Origin of the sequence: Flaviflexus salsibiostraticola (assembly GCF_003952265.1) — a bacterium.
GTDB lineage: Bacteria > Actinomycetota > Actinomycetes > Actinomycetales > Actinomycetaceae > Flaviflexus > Flaviflexus salsibiostraticola.
The window spans coordinates 1930478-1946514 of record NZ_CP034438.1 but is presented as its reverse complement, the minus strand read 5'-3'; the positions used below and the strand labels follow the sequence as shown (position 1 = coordinate 1946514).

Here is a 16037-nt window from a genome sequence, read left to right as displayed (position 1 = left end):
TCGATCACGCCGGCGTCGTCAGATCAGTTCCGCCGCTCGCGGTCTGGATGTACGCTCTGCCCATGGGTCTCTTCGACCGCTTCCGCCCCCGCCGATCAGAACCCGATCCCGGGCCGGGAGCGGGCCCCTTCCGCCTGTCGAATGAGGCCGAGGACAGGGCGTCGCTCACCCTCGATCTGGGGGGCCTGCCGACGGATGAGGTCGTGGAGGCCGCCGGCGAGGAACCGAACGGCGCCTTCTGGGAGGGGGTGGCCCATTTTGTCGCTCCGACGATCTTCCGTCATCTCGACTTCGATTCGGAGGGCAGTATGTTCGCGGTCGAAGGCGAGCGCGCCGACCTCGACCACCTTCGCTCCCTCCTGCTGCCGTACGTCGTGGACGAATCGGCGATGCGGGACCTGCTGGAGCGTGCGCACGCCGCTGGAATCACGCTCGAGGGGTACGGCACGTAGCCGGACCCAGGCCTGCGAGGCTCTCACGGGGCCCTTTCGTGCCGGGACTATGGCCCACTGGTGGAGGACGATTCCCAGGCGTAGGTTATGACCACGGCTTCGCCGACGATCGGCGACCGGCAAGAGAGTGATCGCTATGGACGCGACAGAACCGGCCGACAGCCGCCTCGGCTCCTCCCGAGCAGGGGAGAGTCGGCATTCCAGAAGCCCGCAGTCCCCGCGGGCTGGGCGCCTCGCGCTGGCCACGGGGCTCGCGATGGCGGGGGGAGCCTTCGGCGGGCTGCTACTCCCCCGCGGTGCGGTCACGACGCTTCAGGCAGTGCTGACTGTCATCGGCTGCCTCCTACTCGGAGCCTATGCCGCGCTCGTGGCCCGATCCCGCTGGGTGCTACTCGTCCTTCCTCTTGCATTCGCCGCCGCCTACGAGACCGCTCGCCTGCCGATCACCGGTCCGACGGTCGACGGGGTGCGCCTGGACGGAATCTACGGCCTCCTCATGTTCACCGTCGGCCGTGGCATCGACGGCCTCGTCACGCTCCCCGCCCTCCTTGTCGGCGCGGGCTGGGGCCTGATGGCGTCAAGGCGATGGCGGAGATTCGACGCACGGCCGAGCAGCACGGGCCGCGTGGTGGGCACGCGCATTATCCTCGGGATCGGGACCGTAGCCGTCCTGGCCCTCCTCATCGGCCTTGTCCGGCCGGCCAGCACCGAGGCCATCACCGACGCGTCCGGCGCCCCCATGCCAGGTTCGATCAGCGAGCTGACAGTCGCGCAGATCGGTGGCCACGATCAGCACCTCATGATCCGCGGCCACGATCGCACCAATCCGGTGCTGCTGTTTCTTGAGGGTGGGCCGGGAGGCTCGGCGCTGGGCCGCATGCGGCGCTCTGGCGAACCGCTCGAGGAGCACTTCGTCGTCGTCACGTGGGACCAGCGGGGGACGGGAAAGTCCTATGCGGCACTCGAGCCGACCGACACGCTGACCGTTCAGTCGATGACAGAGGACACGCTCGAGGTCACCGACTATCTCCGAGAACGGTTCGGACAGGATCGCATCTATCTCGTCGGCAGCTCGTGGGGGTCGATTATTGGCGTCCGGGCCGTCCAATCCCGCCCGGAGCTGTTCCACGCGTACGTCGGCACGGGTCAGATGGTCGACCCGTTCGAGACGGACGCGCTCATGTACGAGGAGAACCTCGACCAGGCGCGGCGCACGGGCGACGCAACCCGGGTTGCTCGGCTCGAGGAGTGGGGCCCCCCGCCGTACGAGGACCCGCTCGGCTACACGGAGGCGCTCACGGGCAACCCGGAGTGGTTCGACTTCCCCCACGGGGAGGACTTCGACCCTGCCTCGGAATATCCGCTCTGCTTCTTCGCCGCAGAGTACACGCTCATCGAGCAGCTGCGGGGCATGGCCGCCATGGCCGAGACGTTCGCCGTCCTCTACCCCCAGCTCGGCCACGTCGACTTCAGGCAGGACGTGCGCCGACTCGACGTCCCGATCTACATGATCCAGGGGGCCCACGAGGCCGAAGGTCGAGAGGTCCTCGCGCGAGAATGGTTCGACATGCTCGACGCCGAGTCGAAGCAGTGGATCGAGTTCGATCGATCCGGACACACCCCCAATTACGACGAGCCGGGGCGCTTCACCGACGTCATGGTCGATGTCGTTCTGGCCGAGACCCGAGGGCAGTGATCATGACTGAAGAAGTGCCGCCACCTCCCGCGGGAAGTCTGATCCCGCTCTCCCTCCGCCTCGACCACATCGCCGCGATGCTCAATGCGGAGCTGATCGATCACCCCGTGTATGACGGCTTCGAGCTGCAGTGGTTCGACGATGATCGCCACGGGACGGGGATGCTCGCATTCCTGTCACGGCGGGAGGACCGCCGCGTTGACTACTACAGGCAGGCAGGCCTCACCATCGACCCGTCGGGCTATGACATCGGCGGCGGCACCCGCTCATGGTCGGTCATCGACTTCGATTCAGCACGCCTGATGGTGGCGGACGACGGGGTCGATGCGGAGGTCCGCTTCCGTGACGTCGACGGCCGCGACGTGGACATCCGCGTCAATGATCGCGATGGTCGAGTCCGCCGGCGCGGCGGACTCCTGGCCCCAGTCGGTGCGGCCATCGAGCACCCCTCCAGTCTGCTGCTGGTGTGGATGCCCGTCTTCGACCTGGTGAGGCACGGTGACTCTGCGCCCCTCGTTGAGATCGACGGCATCGATGCTCGGACCGGGGCACTCCCCGGGGCCCGGCTCCACCGCCATCACCTCATCAAGTACGCCGCCCCGGTCCTTGCACTGCAGGTCAACCCGTCGAGTGAGGCTGCGGCGGCGCCCTGCGACATCGAAAACGTGGATGACGTTCTCTCCATTCGCACGTCCGATGCCGGCCACGAGGCGCGGCTCGTCCTCACGCCACGACTGCCCAACTTCGCGGCAGACGACATCCCTGAATCCTCAGGTCGCTGGCATGTGGGGATCGACGGCGTCCGTCTTACGGGTGGCGTGTGGCGATGCCGCGGTACCCATGCCGGCGCCCAGGTCATGCTCGACGTTGATGAGCGGTGGCGGCCGGGCCGATTGCCCTGGCTCATGAGGGCCGTGACGACTGTGATCCCCGTGTTCCGCCGGTGGCCGACGACGTATCGCTGGGTCTGCGACATCCGGGATCCCCCGGCGGCGGTGAGAGGTCGGTGGCAGCGGACCGGCGCCGGTGGAGCCGAGAGCTACATGCGCGCGACGAGATGGCGCCGAGCAGAGCCTCTGCGTTGAGCAGGTCTGCCTTTCCAACGCGGCCGTTCAGGGGCGCAGGAGCCTGCTGAAGGCGATGCCGTAGCCGACCCTCATGACGATCGCGAGCACCGGATCGAGGAGCCGAAGCGGAAGGAAGTGGAGGTCCTGGTCCCAGCCGATGACCGTCCCGTGCGGGGTCTCCACCGCGGCGAACGACAGGGTGCCCGCGAGGACTGGGCCTGTCTTCACAATTGAGCCGCGGGCGCTGGTCCCGCTGGTCTCGATCGGACGGATCTCCATGTTGTCCTCGATGCGAATGGGCCCGATTCGGGTGATCGCGGTGACCGAACTGCCGTCCTGGTCGATGACGGTGAACGGGACGGCGTGATCGCGCATGGCGGTGATGCGGGCGAGGGCTTCAGCCGGGCTCAGGCGAGTCCACTGCCGGTATGTGAGTCTCATGCTCGCTCCTCGCTCGGGACATCCTCAACAGTCTGACTCTAGCCCCGCGGGGTCCACCGATGGAGCAGATATCCGTAGGAGAGGTGGGTGCTGTCCGGGTGGGCGCTCAGCCAGACGTCCGCCAGATCTCTGGGGAACTCCATCCGCAGAACGCGCTCGAGATCCTGGCGGCAGTCAAACTGCCAGGAGCTCATGACCTCCGTGGTCCGAGCACCCTGGCTCGCCCACCAGTCGCGGGCGTACGTGTCCCTCCCCTGCAGCTCGGCATAGGCGCTCGATCGGAGCAGGTCGGCAAACTCTCCGCGTTCCGTGTCGTTGTCGATGACGACCAGGGTCCCACCGTCCGCGAGGACGCGCTCAACCTCGCGGAGACCGGCGATGGGAGTGAAGGTCGGGTGGGGGAAGAAGTAGGCGAAGCGGGCGTGAACGACGTCGACCGAGCTGTCGTCGAGGGGAATGTGCTCGGCGGACCCGTGGAGAACGCGACCCCCACCGGGCCGGCTCCGGGCGCGGCCGAGCAGCGACGGATCGGGTTCGACACCGATGACGCCTGCGGCGTCGTGGCAGCGAGGCAGCCACCATCCCGACCCGCAGCCGAGATCGAGCAGCGTCTTACCACGCCAGTCCGCCTGGTCGCGCAGAGCCCGCCACAGCGTGCCCTCGTGGTCGATCGCGGCGTTCTCCACATCGTAGAGATCCGGGTCGCCCGCCTGGTTCGGGGACGGCGTGAAATCGGGGAGGCTCACACCTCGACCCTAACCGCTGGACAGGGTTGGGCGGTGGGGCGCAACGACCGCTCCCCCACCGCTCCCGGTCGGTCAGTTCTGCCTGGCTGCCGCCTCTGAAAAGGCTTTGACGATGCCGGCGTTGAAGGCGTCGAGGTCGCGGGGACTGCGGCTGGACAGGAGATTGCCATCGACGCAGAACTCCTCATCCACCCAGTTCGCTCCCGCGTTGACGAGATCATGCTTGATGCGGGTGGTGGACGTGAGCGTCCGCCCCTCGATCACTCCCGCATCGATGAGAATCCACGGACCGTGGCAGATCGGGGCGACGGGCTTGTTCGCGTCCATGAACGCCTTGACAAAGGCCTGGGCCTTCTCGTTCGTGCGGATCTTGTCGGCGTTGATCGTGCCGCCCGGCAGGACGAGCGCCAGATAGTCATCCGGGTTGGCCTCGTCGAGCGTGACGTCGACCGTGAACTCGTCGCCGTGATCCCAGTCGCCGATCATCGCCACGATCGTGCCGGGCTCGTCGCTCACGAGCACCGGTTCTCCGCCGGCCGCCTCGATGGCCTTCCAGGGCTCGGTCAGCTCGGGCTGCTCGACGCCCCTCTTGGTGAGGAATGCGATTCTGTGTCCTGTCAGGTCCATGTGACTACCCTTTCGCTTGGTCTTTCCTCCACCCTCCCCGACCGGCACGGCGACTGCCAAGAGGACGCCATCAGCCGTCCAGGCGCCTTCCAGTCGCCGTCCACTGTGCAGTGAGCTGGCACCCGCTCTTCTCCTTCAAGCCGATTTGGCTCTAAGATTCTTGAGGGCTCCCCCGAAGCAGACGCGTGGAATCGAGCATGATGACAGTAAAAGCAGTGGGTTTCGACAGTGCCAAGTACATCGAACTTCAATCGCGGCACATCGATGAGCGCAAGGCCCGCATAGGCGGGCGGCTCTACCTCGAGATGGGCGGGAAGCTCTTCGACGACAATCACGCCTCCCGAGTACTTCCGGGTTTCACACCCGACAATAAGATCACGATGCTCGAGCAGATCCGGGACGAGGTCGAGATCATCATCGCCCTCAACGCGAAGGATCTCGAGCGGCAGCGGATGCGCAAGGATCTCGGCATCACCTACGAGCAGGATGTTCTGCGGCTCGTCGATGTCTTCCGCGAGCGCGGCTTCCTCGTCGAGAACATCGTCCTGACCCAGATGAACGACGGGAACTCGCTTGCCAAGTCGTTCCGCGCACGGCTGCAGAGGATGGGTTTCAAGGTGGCCCGCCACCACACGATCAAGGGATACCCCGCGAACCCCGAGTATGTCGTGTCGAAGGACGGGTTCGGGAAGAACGACTACATCGAGACCACCCGCGATGTCGTCGTCGTGACGGCACCCGGGTCCGGCTCCGGCAAGCTCGCCACCTGCCTGTCTCAGCTGTACCACGACCACCTGCGTGGCATTCCCTCCGGCTACGCGAAGTTCGAGACGTTCCCCGTCTGGAATCTCCCGCTCGATCACCCGGTCAACCTCGCATACGAGGCGGCCACGGCTGACCTCGACGACGTCAACATGATTGACCACTACCATCTGGCCGCGTACGGGGAGATGACCGTCAACTATAACCGCGACCTCGAGGTCTTCCCGCTGCTCTCTCAGCTGCTGGAGCAGATCCTCGGAGAGTCGCCGTACCAGTCGCCAACGGACATGGGCGTCAACCTTGTGGGCTCCTGCATCAGCGATGATGAGGCGTGCCGCGACGCCGCGAAACAGGAGGTCATCCGCCGCTACTACAAGGCAGTCGTCGCGGAGCACAGGGACGACCTCGACCCGGTCGAGTCGGGTCGGATCGCGATCATCATGGGCAGGCTCGGTATCGATACCCGATTCCGCAGCACCGTCGAGCCGGCCCTGCGCATCGAACGGAAGACCAAGGCGCCCGCGGCGGCGATCGAACTCGCCGACGGCAGGATCATCACGGGCAAGACCACCGAGCTGCTCGGCTGCTCCTCGGCGATGCTGCTCAACGCACTCAAGGCGCTGGCCGGCATCGACGATCGCGTCCAACTCCTCTCGCGGGAGGCGATCAAGCCGATTCAGGACCTCAAGACGAAGCACCTGGGCTCGCGAAACCCCCGACTCCACACAGACGAGGTTCTCATCGCCCTCTCGGTGTCGGCGAGCACGGACGACCACGCTCAGCGGGCACTCGCCGAGCTGAAGAATCTGCGCGGATGCGATGTCCACACGACGACCATCCTCGGGACGGTCGATGAGGACATCTTCCGGAACCTCGGCGTCTACGTCACCTCTGAGCCCGTCTATCAGGTGAAGAAGCTGTACCGGAAGCGGTAGTCCCACACCAAGGTCGCCCGCGCGGGCGACCTTGGTGAACTTGGTGAACAACGACACCGTGGACCAGCGCACGGGAATGTGTCTGATAGTGTCGAAATATCGGTCCGCGCAGTCTTACCCCGGATCGCTGGCGCGCAGGTCAATCAAAATCCTGCAGGACGCCCACCATGCTTCAGCATTATCGCCCCGGTGAGACGACTCCCGATTGGTGAATTCATGTCATCCAACTTTGCACGCCTCGGCGTGCCCGCCAGCCTTGTCTCCGCACTCGCGGACCGCGGCATCACAACCCCCACCCCCATCCAGGCAGCGACACTGCCCGACTCTCTCGTCGGCAGGGACGTGCTCGGCCGCGGCCGCACCGGCTCCGGAAAGTCCTTCGCGTTCCTCCTGCCGCTCGTCACCCGGCTCATGGAGTCCGACCGCCCGCGCCAGCCGAGGAAGCCCCGCTCCCTCATCCTCGCCCCGACCCGCGAGCTCGCGCTTCAGCTGCACGAGTCCCTTGTCACCCTCGAGAAGTCGGCCGGCCTCACGTCGACCGTCGTCTTCGGCGGCGTGAACCAGAATCCGCAGGCGCGCGCCCTTCAGGCCGGTGTCGATGTCCTCATCGCCTGCCCCGGTCGCCTTCTCGACCTCATGGGACAGAAGCTTGCCGATCTCTCGGCGATCGAGATCACCGTCATCGACGAGGCCGACCACATGGCTGATATGGGGTTCCTGCCGAACGTTCGCCGCATCATGCGGGCGACGCCCGCACGCGGCCAGAGGATGCTGTTCTCGGCAACCCTCGACGCCGGTGTGTCCACGCTCGTGCAGGAGTTCCTCCACAAGCCGATCACCCACGAGGCCGACTCCGCCGTGTCGCCGGTCGACTCGATGGAGCATCATGTGCTGCGGATCGATGCGGATGATCGCACCGACGTCATCGCCTCCCTCGCCGCAGCCCCGGGCAACACGATCGTCTTCACACGCACGAAGCACGGCGCGAAGAAGCTTGCCAAGCAGCTCCTCAAGACGGGCGTGCCCGCGGTCGATCTGCACGGAAACCTCTCGCAGAATGCTCGCACCCGCAACCTCGACGCATTCCACTCGGGCCGCGTCCAGACGCTCGTCGCCACCGATATCGCAGCCCGCGGAATCCACGTCGACGATGTTGCGCGCGTCATCCACGCCGACCCGCCTGTTGAGCACAAGGCGTACCTGCACAGGTCGGGTCGTACGGCCCGCGCCGGCAAGGCCGGCATTGTCATCACCCTCGAACTGCCGCAGCAGCGCAGGGACGTGAAGGATCTCCTCCGCAAGGCGAAGATCACGCCCACGTTCACCGACGCCTACCCGGACCACGCGATTCTCGACGAGCTCGCCCCCGGCAAGCGGGTGTTCCTGTCGGCCGATCGGGCCGCGGAGATCGTTGGGGCAGGCGCTCCGCCCCAGCAGGCCCAGCAGGGCGGCAGGTCCGGAGGCAACAACCGGAATCGCCCCTCGCGGGGCGGGACCGAGGCGAAGGCCGGCCGGTCGCGTCGCAGGCGCGGTGGCTCCGCCCGCACCGCGGCACCCGTCACGTCTGAGCGCAGGTCGGCCCGCACAGCTGCGGACTTCTCCCGGAGCAGCTCCAGGTAGCCTCTGATCATCGAAATATGCACTGTCATCGACAGTGCATATTTTTTTGTCTTCGACCGCCAGTCCGCCTGCGAGCGTGCGCGTCGTCGCGCGTCCCGTCTGCCGCGCTTCCTCACGCACCCGTCGGCGAACCATCCACGTTGGCACCTGCTCTCCGCCTCGACGTTCGAGAACGGCGCTGACCGCGATGATGCAACCGGAGGCCGATCGAGTACTTCACGCTCACAGACGGCCACCAGGTCCCATCCAGGCAACGCGGCACTCTGGACATTCGACGGATCTTCCCTTGGAAATTCCTCCGGACCTGACCAGCATAAATTGCATCGTCGCTGGTCATAGGCCCACACTTGCCGAATCCTCAATGTAGCGCAGGTCACGCAGAGGCTCTGCGTGAAGAGAAGAAGGAGAGGCTCATGAACGATGTCACCTCAATCGACAGGCTGCGGGATGCCGTGGTGTTCGATGCGAACGGCGACAAGGTCGGCAAGGTTGAACAGGTCTACCTCGACGCGACGAGCAGCAAACCCACATTCGTCACCGTGCGCACCGGCTTCTTCGGGATGAAGGAGACGTTCGTTCCACTTGCGGACGCGCGCTGGTCTGCGGACGGCCTCACGGTCCCCCACGAGAAGAGCTTCATCAAGGACGCTCCGAACATTGACGCCGATGGGCCGATCGACCACAGCGAAGAGCGCCGGATCTGGGATCACTACGGCCTCGACTACAGCGGTCCCGATGCGACTGGCCGGGACACCCCGCTGGATTCCCCCGCTGACCGTTCTGGACCGCGCGGACACGTCGGCACGACCGGCGCAGCCGATCGGGAGCTCTCCGACCGGGCGCGCCTGCGCAGACACACGTATCCCGACCAAGACTCCGCCAGCCGCGACGAGACCCTGCTCGACCGCGACGCCACGGATCGCGCCGTCGACGGCGGGGCCGATCGCCGCGATCTCTGATCGCCACCGTCAACCCCAATACGAAGGACGAATCATGAATGACAATTCTGAAGCAGCCAAGATGGGTCACGAAGCCGAGCACGTGAAGACAGAGGCGGCACACGCCGCGAAGGACATGGGCGGAAGTGTCAAGGAGCAGGCGCACGCAGTTGCTGCAGAGGCCAAGGGGCAGGCGAAGTCGCTCGCCTCGTCGCTGAGCGACGAAGTGTCCGCCCAGGCCTCGACGCAGCAGAGCCGCCTCGCTGAGCATTCCCGCACCGTGTCGGACGATCTCCAGCGGATTTCGCGCGGGGAGCGCCCGGAATCCGAGATGGTCAACCAACTTGTCTCACAGGCGGCGGATCGCGCTCAGCGCCTCACCCACCAGCTCGAGACGAAGGAGCCGCGCGAGCTGCTCGGCGACGTCCGCCGGTTCGCGTCACGCCGCCCGGGTCTCTTCCTCGCGATCGCGGCCGGCCTCGGCATCGCCGCTGGCCGACTCACGCGGGGATTCACCGACAGTGATGACTCAGTCGGCAGTCACGACTCCACGGCCGACACCGGCACCCGGACCCGGTTCGAGCCGACATCGGATTACGGCGGCGAATCTGCACCGATCGTCGACCCAACCCTGGCAGGAGCGCCCAGGCCCGGCCCTGGCCCAGTTGGGACCGGCTCGCGAGTGGAGCCCACGAGTGACTACGGGGGCGAGCCGCGCCCCGGCGACGACATCCTCGGTACGGGAGACAGGGGGCGGAACGCATGAGTGCGATGGACGCCGGTCACGGCGCGGTCCCCGCGGGCGATTCAGAGGCCGAAATCCGCGCACGGAACGAATCCCTCGGCGAGCTCTTCTCGCGCCTGACCGAGAACCTCAGCATCCTCATGCGGCAGGAGGTTGCCCTGGCGAAGGCTGAGGCGACCGAGTCAGCGAAGCGCGCGGGGAGCGGGATCGGGATGTTCGCAGGAGGAGCAGTCGCCGCCCTGCTCTTCCTCATCTTCCTTTCCACCGCCCTCATGTGGGCCCTCGCCAGTGGCATGCATGCCGGCTGGGCTGCCCTCATCGTCGCCCTACTCTGGGCGATCGCGGCCGCCGTCCTCGTCTGGCTCGGCAAGAAGCAGATGGACGAGATCAAGGGCCTGCCGAAGACGCAGGAGAGCCTTCAAGACATTCCCCCGACCATGAATCCGAAGGAGCAGACACCATGAGTGATCCCAACGAGATCAGAGCTGAGATCGATCGCACTCGGGCCGAGGTCGGCCACGATGTCGACGCCCTCGCAGAAAAGGTGAGCCCGTCGAGGGCAGTCGGTCGACAGACAGACAGGATCCGTGAACGAGTCGACCACGTCCGCGAGTCCGTCATGGGCTCGAGCAGAGGTCCGGGAGTAAGGGACCGAACGGCGGACCTCGCCCATCAGGCGGGAGATGCGGTTGGGCGAGCCCCCGGCAGCGTCAAGAGTCGCACGCGCGGCAACCCATTCGCCGCGGGCCTCGTCGCCTTCGGCGCCGGATGGCTCGTCGGTTCGCTGATACCCGCCAGCAGGGCCGAGCAGGACGCGGCTCAGGCGGTGAAGGAGCACTCGGAGCCGATGGTCGAGGAGGCCAAGAGCATTGCCCAGGAGGCGGGCGGGCACCTCAAGCCTCAGGCTGAGCAGGCCGCGAAAGCCGTCCAGAGCCGCGCCGCCGAGGGCGCCCAGGAGGTGAAGGCGCAGGGGCAGGGCCACGCCTCGCACCTTCAGGATGAGACGAAGAGAGCCGGTCACCGCGTGAAGGATGAGCGCTTCTAGTTCGAGGCTGGGGCTGTGGACCGCTGCCCGCAGCCCCAGCACCTCATGAAGGAGGAGAGAGATGGCGAACCGCGAGAATATTGATCGGACCATTGAGGCAGAGGACGCGCCCGCGCCCGACAGTGACAGGAAGCCGGATTCACCGCCGCACCTCGACAAGAGCTCGTGGCGCTATGGCCTCACGAGGGCAGTCCAGGAGTTCGTCTCGGACCGCGGCACGGACCTGGCGGCCATGCTCACGTACTTCACGGTGCTCTCGCTCGCGCCCTCTCTGCTCGTCATCTTCTCCCTCATCACCCTTGTCCTGTCCTCGAATGCCTCCTCGGTGACGACAGCGGTTGAAGACTTCGTCAGCGCCAACGTCCCCGATGATTATCAGAGTCTCGTCATGGACCTCGTCACGAGCGTCTCGGGCTCAGCATCCGGCGGCATCATCGCCCTCATCGTCGGCATCGCCACCGCCCTCTGGGCGGCATCCGCCTACGTCAAGGCCTTCGCGCGATCATCGAACATCATCTACGAGCGGGAGGAGGGTCGCGGCTTCGTCAAGAAGACCGGCACCATGCTGCTCACGACCCTCGCCATGTTCGTCGGCGCCGTCCTCATCCTCGTCTCGATTGCCCTCAATGAGACAATCGTCGACGGCCTGCTCGGGCCCGTTGCAGAACCTCTTGGGTTGACCTCGGTCCTCAACTTCCTCACGAGCACGTTCCTGCCGATCTGGGCATGGATCAAGTGGCCGGTCATCCTCGCCCTCGTCATCGTCATCATCGCCGTGCTCTACTACTTCACGCCGAATGTGCGGATGCCGAAATTCAAGTGGGTGACAATCGGCTCGGCCGTCGCCATCCTCGGCATCATCGTCGCCGCCATCGCCCTCTACTTCTACTTCTCCTCCTTCGCGAGCTACAGCTCCTACGGAGCCATCGGCTCCGTCATGGCACTGCTGTTCGCGCTGTGGATCTTCAACATCATGATCCTGCTCGGGTTGGAGATCGATGCCGAGGTTGAGCGCGCACGTCAGCTGCAGAGTGGAATCGAGGCCGAAGACTCCATCCAGCTGCCCCCGCGCGACACGAAGAAGGTGTACAAGCAGAGGGAGAAGCAGGACGAGCTCATCCGGGACGGACGTGACCTGCGTGAGAACGCGGCGAGCGAACGGTCCGGTGGAGAGTCGACTCGAAGCGCGGACCTGGGCGGCGCGAACCCGGCCGACGAATCGAGAGGCGGAAGCCGCCCCGCCCCCTAGGAGGGTACGACTTGAGAAGCTCCTCGGTCGTCAGTCCTCCCAACGCGGCGCCAGCGTGCCACCTGCCCCGGCGAGCCGACACCGTCGCGCGGTCCTGCCCTGTGGACAACCCACCGATCCACCCGTCGACGGTGCGATGCTGAGGCCACACCGAAGGCACTAAACCTGCGGCGTGATGCTCACCCGCTCAGAATCGGCGGCACCGTCTCACTATCAGGGACATCCTGTACGCGCTTGACTATACTTGTATAGGCGATATGATCACCCTAAGGTCCGGGACACCGGCCAGATGAACACTGATTCTTTCAAAGGAGAAGGAACATGACGTTAAGCGTCGCGGAATATGCCAAGCACTTCGACATGGCACTGCATCTTCAGAGCTCGACCGAGAAGGACATCCGCGAACATGCGCAGGGTGCACGGGATGCGAACGTGGCGGCCTGCTACACCAACTCGTACTGGACCCCTGTCGTCGCCGAAGTGCTCGCCGGATCGGATGTCCACGTCGGCACCGCGATCTCATTCCCCTATGGCGCCACGTCGACCGCGATGAAGTTCGCTGAGATCGACGAGGGTCTGGAGCTCGGAGCGACCGCCGTCGACATGGTTCTCAACATCGGCGCACTGCGCGACAAGAACTACGCGCTGGTCGAGAAGGAGCTCGCGGGCCTCGTCGAACGCTGCCAGGGTGGGGCGATCAGCAAGCTCATCTACGAAGTGTGCTTCCTCAGCGACGAAGAGATCGCCACCCTGACGAAGATGTGCTCCGACGCGGGCATCGACTACGTGAAGACAGCGACCGGCTCGGAGGGCTTCCCCACCGAGGCACAGGTCAAGATCATGCGTGACAACATCACGAACCCGAAGACGAAGCTCAAGGTGTCGGGCGTGCCTCGCACGTTCGCGATGCCCGCCTCGCTCTGGCTCATTGAGAAGTACGGGGTCTCCCTCATTGGGACCCGCTCCGCCGCGAAGCTCGTCAAGCAGTATGCGGAGTACGTCGACAACGGGATGACCGTCTAACCCACACCGGATGCACTGCGCGGGAACACCTCGCGCAGTGCATCCGGTGCGTGTTCGACGCAGAGCTGCCAGCAGCGCCGCTGGCAGCCCGCGTCCGCACGCCCGGCGGTTCCGCTTAGGCGGAGCCTGCGCACTGTAGCTGCGCAACAGAGCACAACCCCACCACGGCAGGAGCTCTCGCGACGACGCTGTCGCGCGGCCCCGCCATGCAGAAATCGAATGCACAACCTCTAGAGGAGAACCACATGGCTACTTACCTCCTCGGCATCGACGCCGGGACCACAGGATGCAAGACCAGCGTCTTCGACACCGAAGGCAGAATGATCGGATCCGACTACCGCGAGTATCCCTGCTACTATCCCAACCCCGGCTGGGTCGAGCAGATTCCCGAAGACATGACACAGGCTCTGTACGAATCCTGCCGGGCTGCCATCCGCGATGCCGGAGTCGAGCCCGAGGACGTCAAGGCGATGGCCATGTCAACACAGGGCTCCGTCTTCGGCGGCCTCGATAAAGACGAGGCGCTCATCCGCCCCTTCATCGGCTGGCAGGACACCCGTGGCGTCGACTACGTCGAGCGCATCCGCGGAGGAGAGTTCATCGACCCGGATCGCCTCTACGAGATCTCCGGGTACCCGGCGGCGACGGTCCCGTGCCTGACGAAATACATGTGGTTCAAGGACAACGAGCCCGAGAACTGGGCGAAGATCGTCAAGATCAGCCACCATCAGGACTTCTTCCTCAAGGAGTTCGGTGCCGAGGATTGGTTCGTCAACGACACAGCCACCGCATCGAGGACCGGAATCTTCGACGTCGAGGCGGGCGACTGGAGTCAGGAGATCATCGACGCCATCGGGCTCACCGGAGTCTCACTCCCCCGCATCGTCAAGGCGGGAACCGTTGTCGGCACCATCAACCGCGATATCTCTCTCCTCACCGGTCTCGCCGAGGGCACGCTCATCTGCGTCGATGCGATGGACCAGAACTGCTCGACGCTAGGTGGCGGCCTCGTCCACGACGGGACGGCCGTCTCGGTCATCGGCACCTACGGCGCGGTCTATGTGGCGACCGAGGATTCGGTGCGCGACCCCAACGGGACTCTCATCGTCAAGAACAACTCGGGCCCCGAGAACTACACGGTGGAGGCCGCCTCCATCGCCTCCGCATCGAGCTACCGCTGGTTCCGCGACACCCTCGGCTCACTCGAGGTCGCCATGGCGAAGGAGCTCGGCACAGACGGCAACCCCTACCGCCTCCTCAACAAGCAGATCGAGTCTGTCGCACCCGGCGCCAACGGACTGACCTTCCTGCCGTACCTGCAGGGAGCTGGGTCGGGCCCCCGGGCCGACTCCTTCGCCCGGGGCGCCTTCCTCGGACTCAACCTCGGAACGACGAAGGCCGAGATGGCGCGAGCGGTCATGGAGGGAATCACCCTGGAGATGAGGGACAACCTCGAATCGATCCGAAGCATGGGCGTTGAGGTCCAGGAGATCCGCGCAGCCGGCGGCGCGACACAGTCCGACGTATGGAACCAGATGCAGGCGGACATGTACCAGGTGCCCGTCGCAGCCCTCGAGGTTTCCGAAACTGGCTGCCTCGGCGCTGCCCTCCATGCCGGCGTCGGGCTCGGCGTCTACAAGGATCTCGATGACGCAGTCAGCCGTGCCGTGCGCGTCAAGGGTGTCTTCCAGCCGAACCCCGAGAACCGCGAGGCCTACGACAAGGCGTACGGACGCTTCGTCAAGGGCTACGAAGCTCTGTCCGGCGGCGGCTACTTCCGCTACATTCACGAGAGTAAGTGAGCGATGAGCATGCAATTCACAGACCACGTCTGCGTTGTCACCGGTGGCGCCAGCGGGATCGGCTCCCAGATTGCCCGCCGCCTCTGCGCTGAAGGGGCGACCGTCGCGATCGTCGACGTCCAGAAGGACAAAGCAGTCGCCGTCGCCGATGAGCTGACGTCCGCCGGTCCGGGAAGCGCCTACGCGTTCGAATGCGACCTGCGCTCCAACAAGCAGATCAGCAGCGCCATGGACCGCATCGTCGAGGACCACAAGCGGATCGATGTCGTCGTCAACGCGGCGGGCCTCGCCAACCGCACGCCCCACGAAGACATCACCGAGGCGGAATGGGACCTCCTCAACGATGTGAATCTCAAGGCGGCGTTCTTCGTCGCTCAGGCGGGCTACCGACAGATGCTCACGCAGAAGTCGGGGCGCATCATCAACATCGCCTCCCACCGCGCCCACACAACGGATGGCAGCCATCTGATCTACGCGGTGACGAAGGCCGGCATCCAGGCCATCACACGGGACATGGCCGTCGCAGGCGCCCGCCACGGGATCTACGTCAATACGGTCAGCCCGGGCTATGTCCTCACTCCGATGACGGCCCACAACCTGCAGAACGAAGAGTGGCTCGCCCACATGCAGGACCGCATCCCCGTTGGTCGGCTGCTGGAGATGGATGAGGTCGCGAATGCGGTGCTCTTCCTCTCCTCGCCCAGCACCACGGGAATCACGGGCCAGAACCTTGTTGTCGACGGTGGGTGGACCGTCCACGAATAGTCGCCTTGGTGGGTGACACTGCTGTGCTCGGCTTCTGCAAAGGGGCCGAGCACAGCTCTATCCAGACGCCATGTACGCCGGCCTCATGCGAGACGACCACCATCACCCATCCGCGCCGAAGCGA

16 protein-coding genes are annotated in these 16037 nt (G+C 65.4%); 13 read left to right on the top strand and 3 right to left on the bottom strand.

Annotated elements, in window-relative coordinates:
• Positions 1–62: 62 nt before the first annotated feature.
• The 3 genes from EJO69_RS09015 (at position 63) to EJO69_RS09005 (ending at position 3233) form a co-directional block, all read left to right on the top strand.
• Complete coding sequence (locus tag EJO69_RS09015; protein WP_164519924.1) at positions 63–452, top strand: Imm51 family immunity protein; 390 nt, start codon at positions 63–65, stop codon at positions 450–452.
• Positions 453–588: 136 nt separating this feature from the next.
• Positions 589–2148, top strand: coding sequence for an alpha/beta fold hydrolase (locus EJO69_RS09010; protein ID WP_126041152.1), 1560 nt, complete (start codon positions 589–591; stop codon positions 2146–2148).
• A 2-nt stretch (positions 2149–2150) separates the two neighbouring features.
• On the top strand, positions 2151–3233 hold the full coding sequence (locus tag EJO69_RS09005) for a hypothetical protein (protein WP_126041150.1): 1083 nt from the start codon (positions 2151–2153) through the stop codon (positions 3231–3233).
• Between the two features lie 27 nt (positions 3234–3260).
• On the opposite strand, the gene EJO69_RS09000 is transcribed toward EJO69_RS09005, so the two are convergent.
• From EJO69_RS09000 to EJO69_RS08990, 3 genes are all read right to left on the bottom strand, one after another.
• Complete coding sequence (locus EJO69_RS09000; RefSeq protein ID WP_126041148.1) at positions 3261–3656, bottom strand: hypothetical protein; 396 nt, start codon at positions 3654–3656, stop codon at positions 3261–3263.
• 38 nt (positions 3657–3694) lie between these two features.
• Complete coding sequence (locus EJO69_RS08995) at positions 3695–4402, bottom strand: class I SAM-dependent methyltransferase (RefSeq protein WP_126041147.1); 708 nt, start codon at positions 4400–4402, stop codon at positions 3695–3697.
• 72 nt (positions 4403–4474) lie between these two features.
• Positions 4475–5029: a type 1 glutamine amidotransferase domain-containing protein gene (locus EJO69_RS08990; protein WP_126041145.1), complete on the bottom strand. Its 555-nt coding sequence runs from the start codon at positions 5027–5029 to the stop codon at positions 4475–4477.
• A 197-nt stretch (positions 5030–5226) separates the two neighbouring features.
• Between EJO69_RS08990 and EJO69_RS08985 the strand changes: the two genes are divergently transcribed.
• The 10 genes from EJO69_RS08985 to EJO69_RS08940 all read left to right on the top strand — a co-directional run bounded on the left by EJO69_RS08985 (position 5227) and on the right by EJO69_RS08940 (position 15913).
• Positions 5227–6726, top strand: a complete 1500-nt coding sequence (locus EJO69_RS08985; RefSeq protein WP_245993608.1) for a DUF1846 domain-containing protein — start codon at positions 5227–5229, stop codon at positions 6724–6726.
• A 216-nt stretch (positions 6727–6942) separates the two neighbouring features.
• Entirely contained in the window at positions 6943–8346 is a 1404-nt protein-coding gene (locus tag EJO69_RS08980) for a DEAD/DEAH box helicase (protein ID WP_126041143.1), read from the top strand.
• Positions 8347–8759: 413 nt separating this feature from the next.
• Positions 8760–9305 (top strand): PRC-barrel domain-containing protein, encoded by a 546-nt coding sequence (locus EJO69_RS08975; RefSeq protein WP_126041141.1) that lies wholly within the window; start codon positions 8760–8762, stop codon positions 9303–9305.
• A 34-nt stretch (positions 9306–9339) separates the two neighbouring features.
• Positions 9340–10050 (top strand): hypothetical protein, encoded by a 711-nt coding sequence (locus EJO69_RS08970; protein ID WP_126041139.1) that lies wholly within the window; start codon positions 9340–9342, stop codon positions 10048–10050.
• Entirely contained in the window at positions 10047–10493 is a 447-nt protein-coding gene (locus tag EJO69_RS08965) for a phage holin family protein (RefSeq protein ID WP_126041137.1), read from the top strand. The genes EJO69_RS08970 and EJO69_RS08965 overlap by 4 nt, the downstream gene beginning before the upstream one ends.
• Positions 10490–11074, top strand: coding sequence for a DUF3618 domain-containing protein (locus EJO69_RS08960; protein WP_126041135.1), 585 nt, complete (start codon positions 10490–10492; stop codon positions 11072–11074). Before EJO69_RS08965 ends, EJO69_RS08960 begins: the two co-directional genes overlap by 4 nt.
• A gap of 61 nt (positions 11075–11135) precedes the next feature.
• Complete coding sequence (locus EJO69_RS08955; RefSeq protein WP_126041133.1) at positions 11136–12323, top strand: YihY/virulence factor BrkB family protein; 1188 nt, start codon at positions 11136–11138, stop codon at positions 12321–12323.
• A gap of 321 nt (positions 12324–12644) precedes the next feature.
• Entirely contained in the window at positions 12645–13346 is a 702-nt protein-coding gene (deoC, locus tag EJO69_RS08950) for a deoxyribose-phosphate aldolase (protein WP_126041131.1), read from the top strand.
• Positions 13347–13591: 245 nt separating this feature from the next.
• On the top strand, positions 13592–15148 hold the full coding sequence (locus EJO69_RS08945; RefSeq protein ID WP_126041129.1) for a xylulokinase: 1557 nt from the start codon (positions 13592–13594) through the stop codon (positions 15146–15148).
• A 3-nt stretch (positions 15149–15151) separates the two neighbouring features.
• Positions 15152–15913, top strand: coding sequence for an SDR family NAD(P)-dependent oxidoreductase (locus EJO69_RS08940; protein WP_126041127.1), 762 nt, complete (start codon positions 15152–15154; stop codon positions 15911–15913).
• Positions 15914–16037 lie beyond the last annotated feature (124 nt).

What these genes read in the sequence shown, in the direction of transcription:
- EJO69_RS09015 (WP_164519924.1), top strand. Translation starts at nt 63, where the DNA reads ATGGGTCTCTTCGACCGCTTCCGCCCCCGCCGATCAGAACCCGATCCC.
- EJO69_RS09010 (WP_126041152.1), top strand. Translation starts at nt 589, where the DNA reads ATGGACGCGACAGAACCGGCCGACAGCCGCCTCGGCTCCTCCCGAGCA.
- EJO69_RS09005 (WP_126041150.1), top strand. Translation starts at nt 2,151, where the DNA reads ATGACTGAAGAAGTGCCGCCACCTCCCGCGGGAAGTCTGATCCCGCTC.
- EJO69_RS09000 (WP_126041148.1), bottom strand. Translation starts at nt 3,656, where the DNA reads ATGAGACTCACATACCGGCAGTGGACTCGCCTGAGCCCGGCTGAAGCC.
- EJO69_RS08990 (WP_126041145.1), bottom strand. Translation starts at nt 5,029, where the DNA reads ATGGACCTGACAGGACACAGAATCGCATTCCTCACCAAGAGGGGCGTC.
- EJO69_RS08985 (WP_245993608.1), top strand. Translation starts at nt 5,227, where the DNA reads ATGATGACAGTAAAAGCAGTGGGTTTCGACAGTGCCAAGTACATCGAA.
- EJO69_RS08980 (WP_126041143.1), top strand. Translation starts at nt 6,943, where the DNA reads ATGTCATCCAACTTTGCACGCCTCGGCGTGCCCGCCAGCCTTGTCTCC.
- EJO69_RS08975 (WP_126041141.1), top strand. Translation starts at nt 8,760, where the DNA reads ATGAACGATGTCACCTCAATCGACAGGCTGCGGGATGCCGTGGTGTTC.
- EJO69_RS08970 (WP_126041139.1), top strand. Translation starts at nt 9,340, where the DNA reads ATGAATGACAATTCTGAAGCAGCCAAGATGGGTCACGAAGCCGAGCAC.
- EJO69_RS08965 (WP_126041137.1), top strand. Translation starts at nt 10,047, where the DNA reads ATGAGTGCGATGGACGCCGGTCACGGCGCGGTCCCCGCGGGCGATTCA.
- EJO69_RS08960 (WP_126041135.1), top strand. Translation starts at nt 10,490, where the DNA reads ATGAGTGATCCCAACGAGATCAGAGCTGAGATCGATCGCACTCGGGCC.
- EJO69_RS08955 (WP_126041133.1), top strand. Translation starts at nt 11,136, where the DNA reads ATGGCGAACCGCGAGAATATTGATCGGACCATTGAGGCAGAGGACGCG.
- deoC (WP_126041131.1), top strand. Translation starts at nt 12,645, where the DNA reads ATGACGTTAAGCGTCGCGGAATATGCCAAGCACTTCGACATGGCACTG.
- EJO69_RS08945 (WP_126041129.1), top strand. Translation starts at nt 13,592, where the DNA reads ATGGCTACTTACCTCCTCGGCATCGACGCCGGGACCACAGGATGCAAG.
- EJO69_RS08940 (WP_126041127.1), top strand. Translation starts at nt 15,152, where the DNA reads ATGAGCATGCAATTCACAGACCACGTCTGCGTTGTCACCGGTGGCGCC.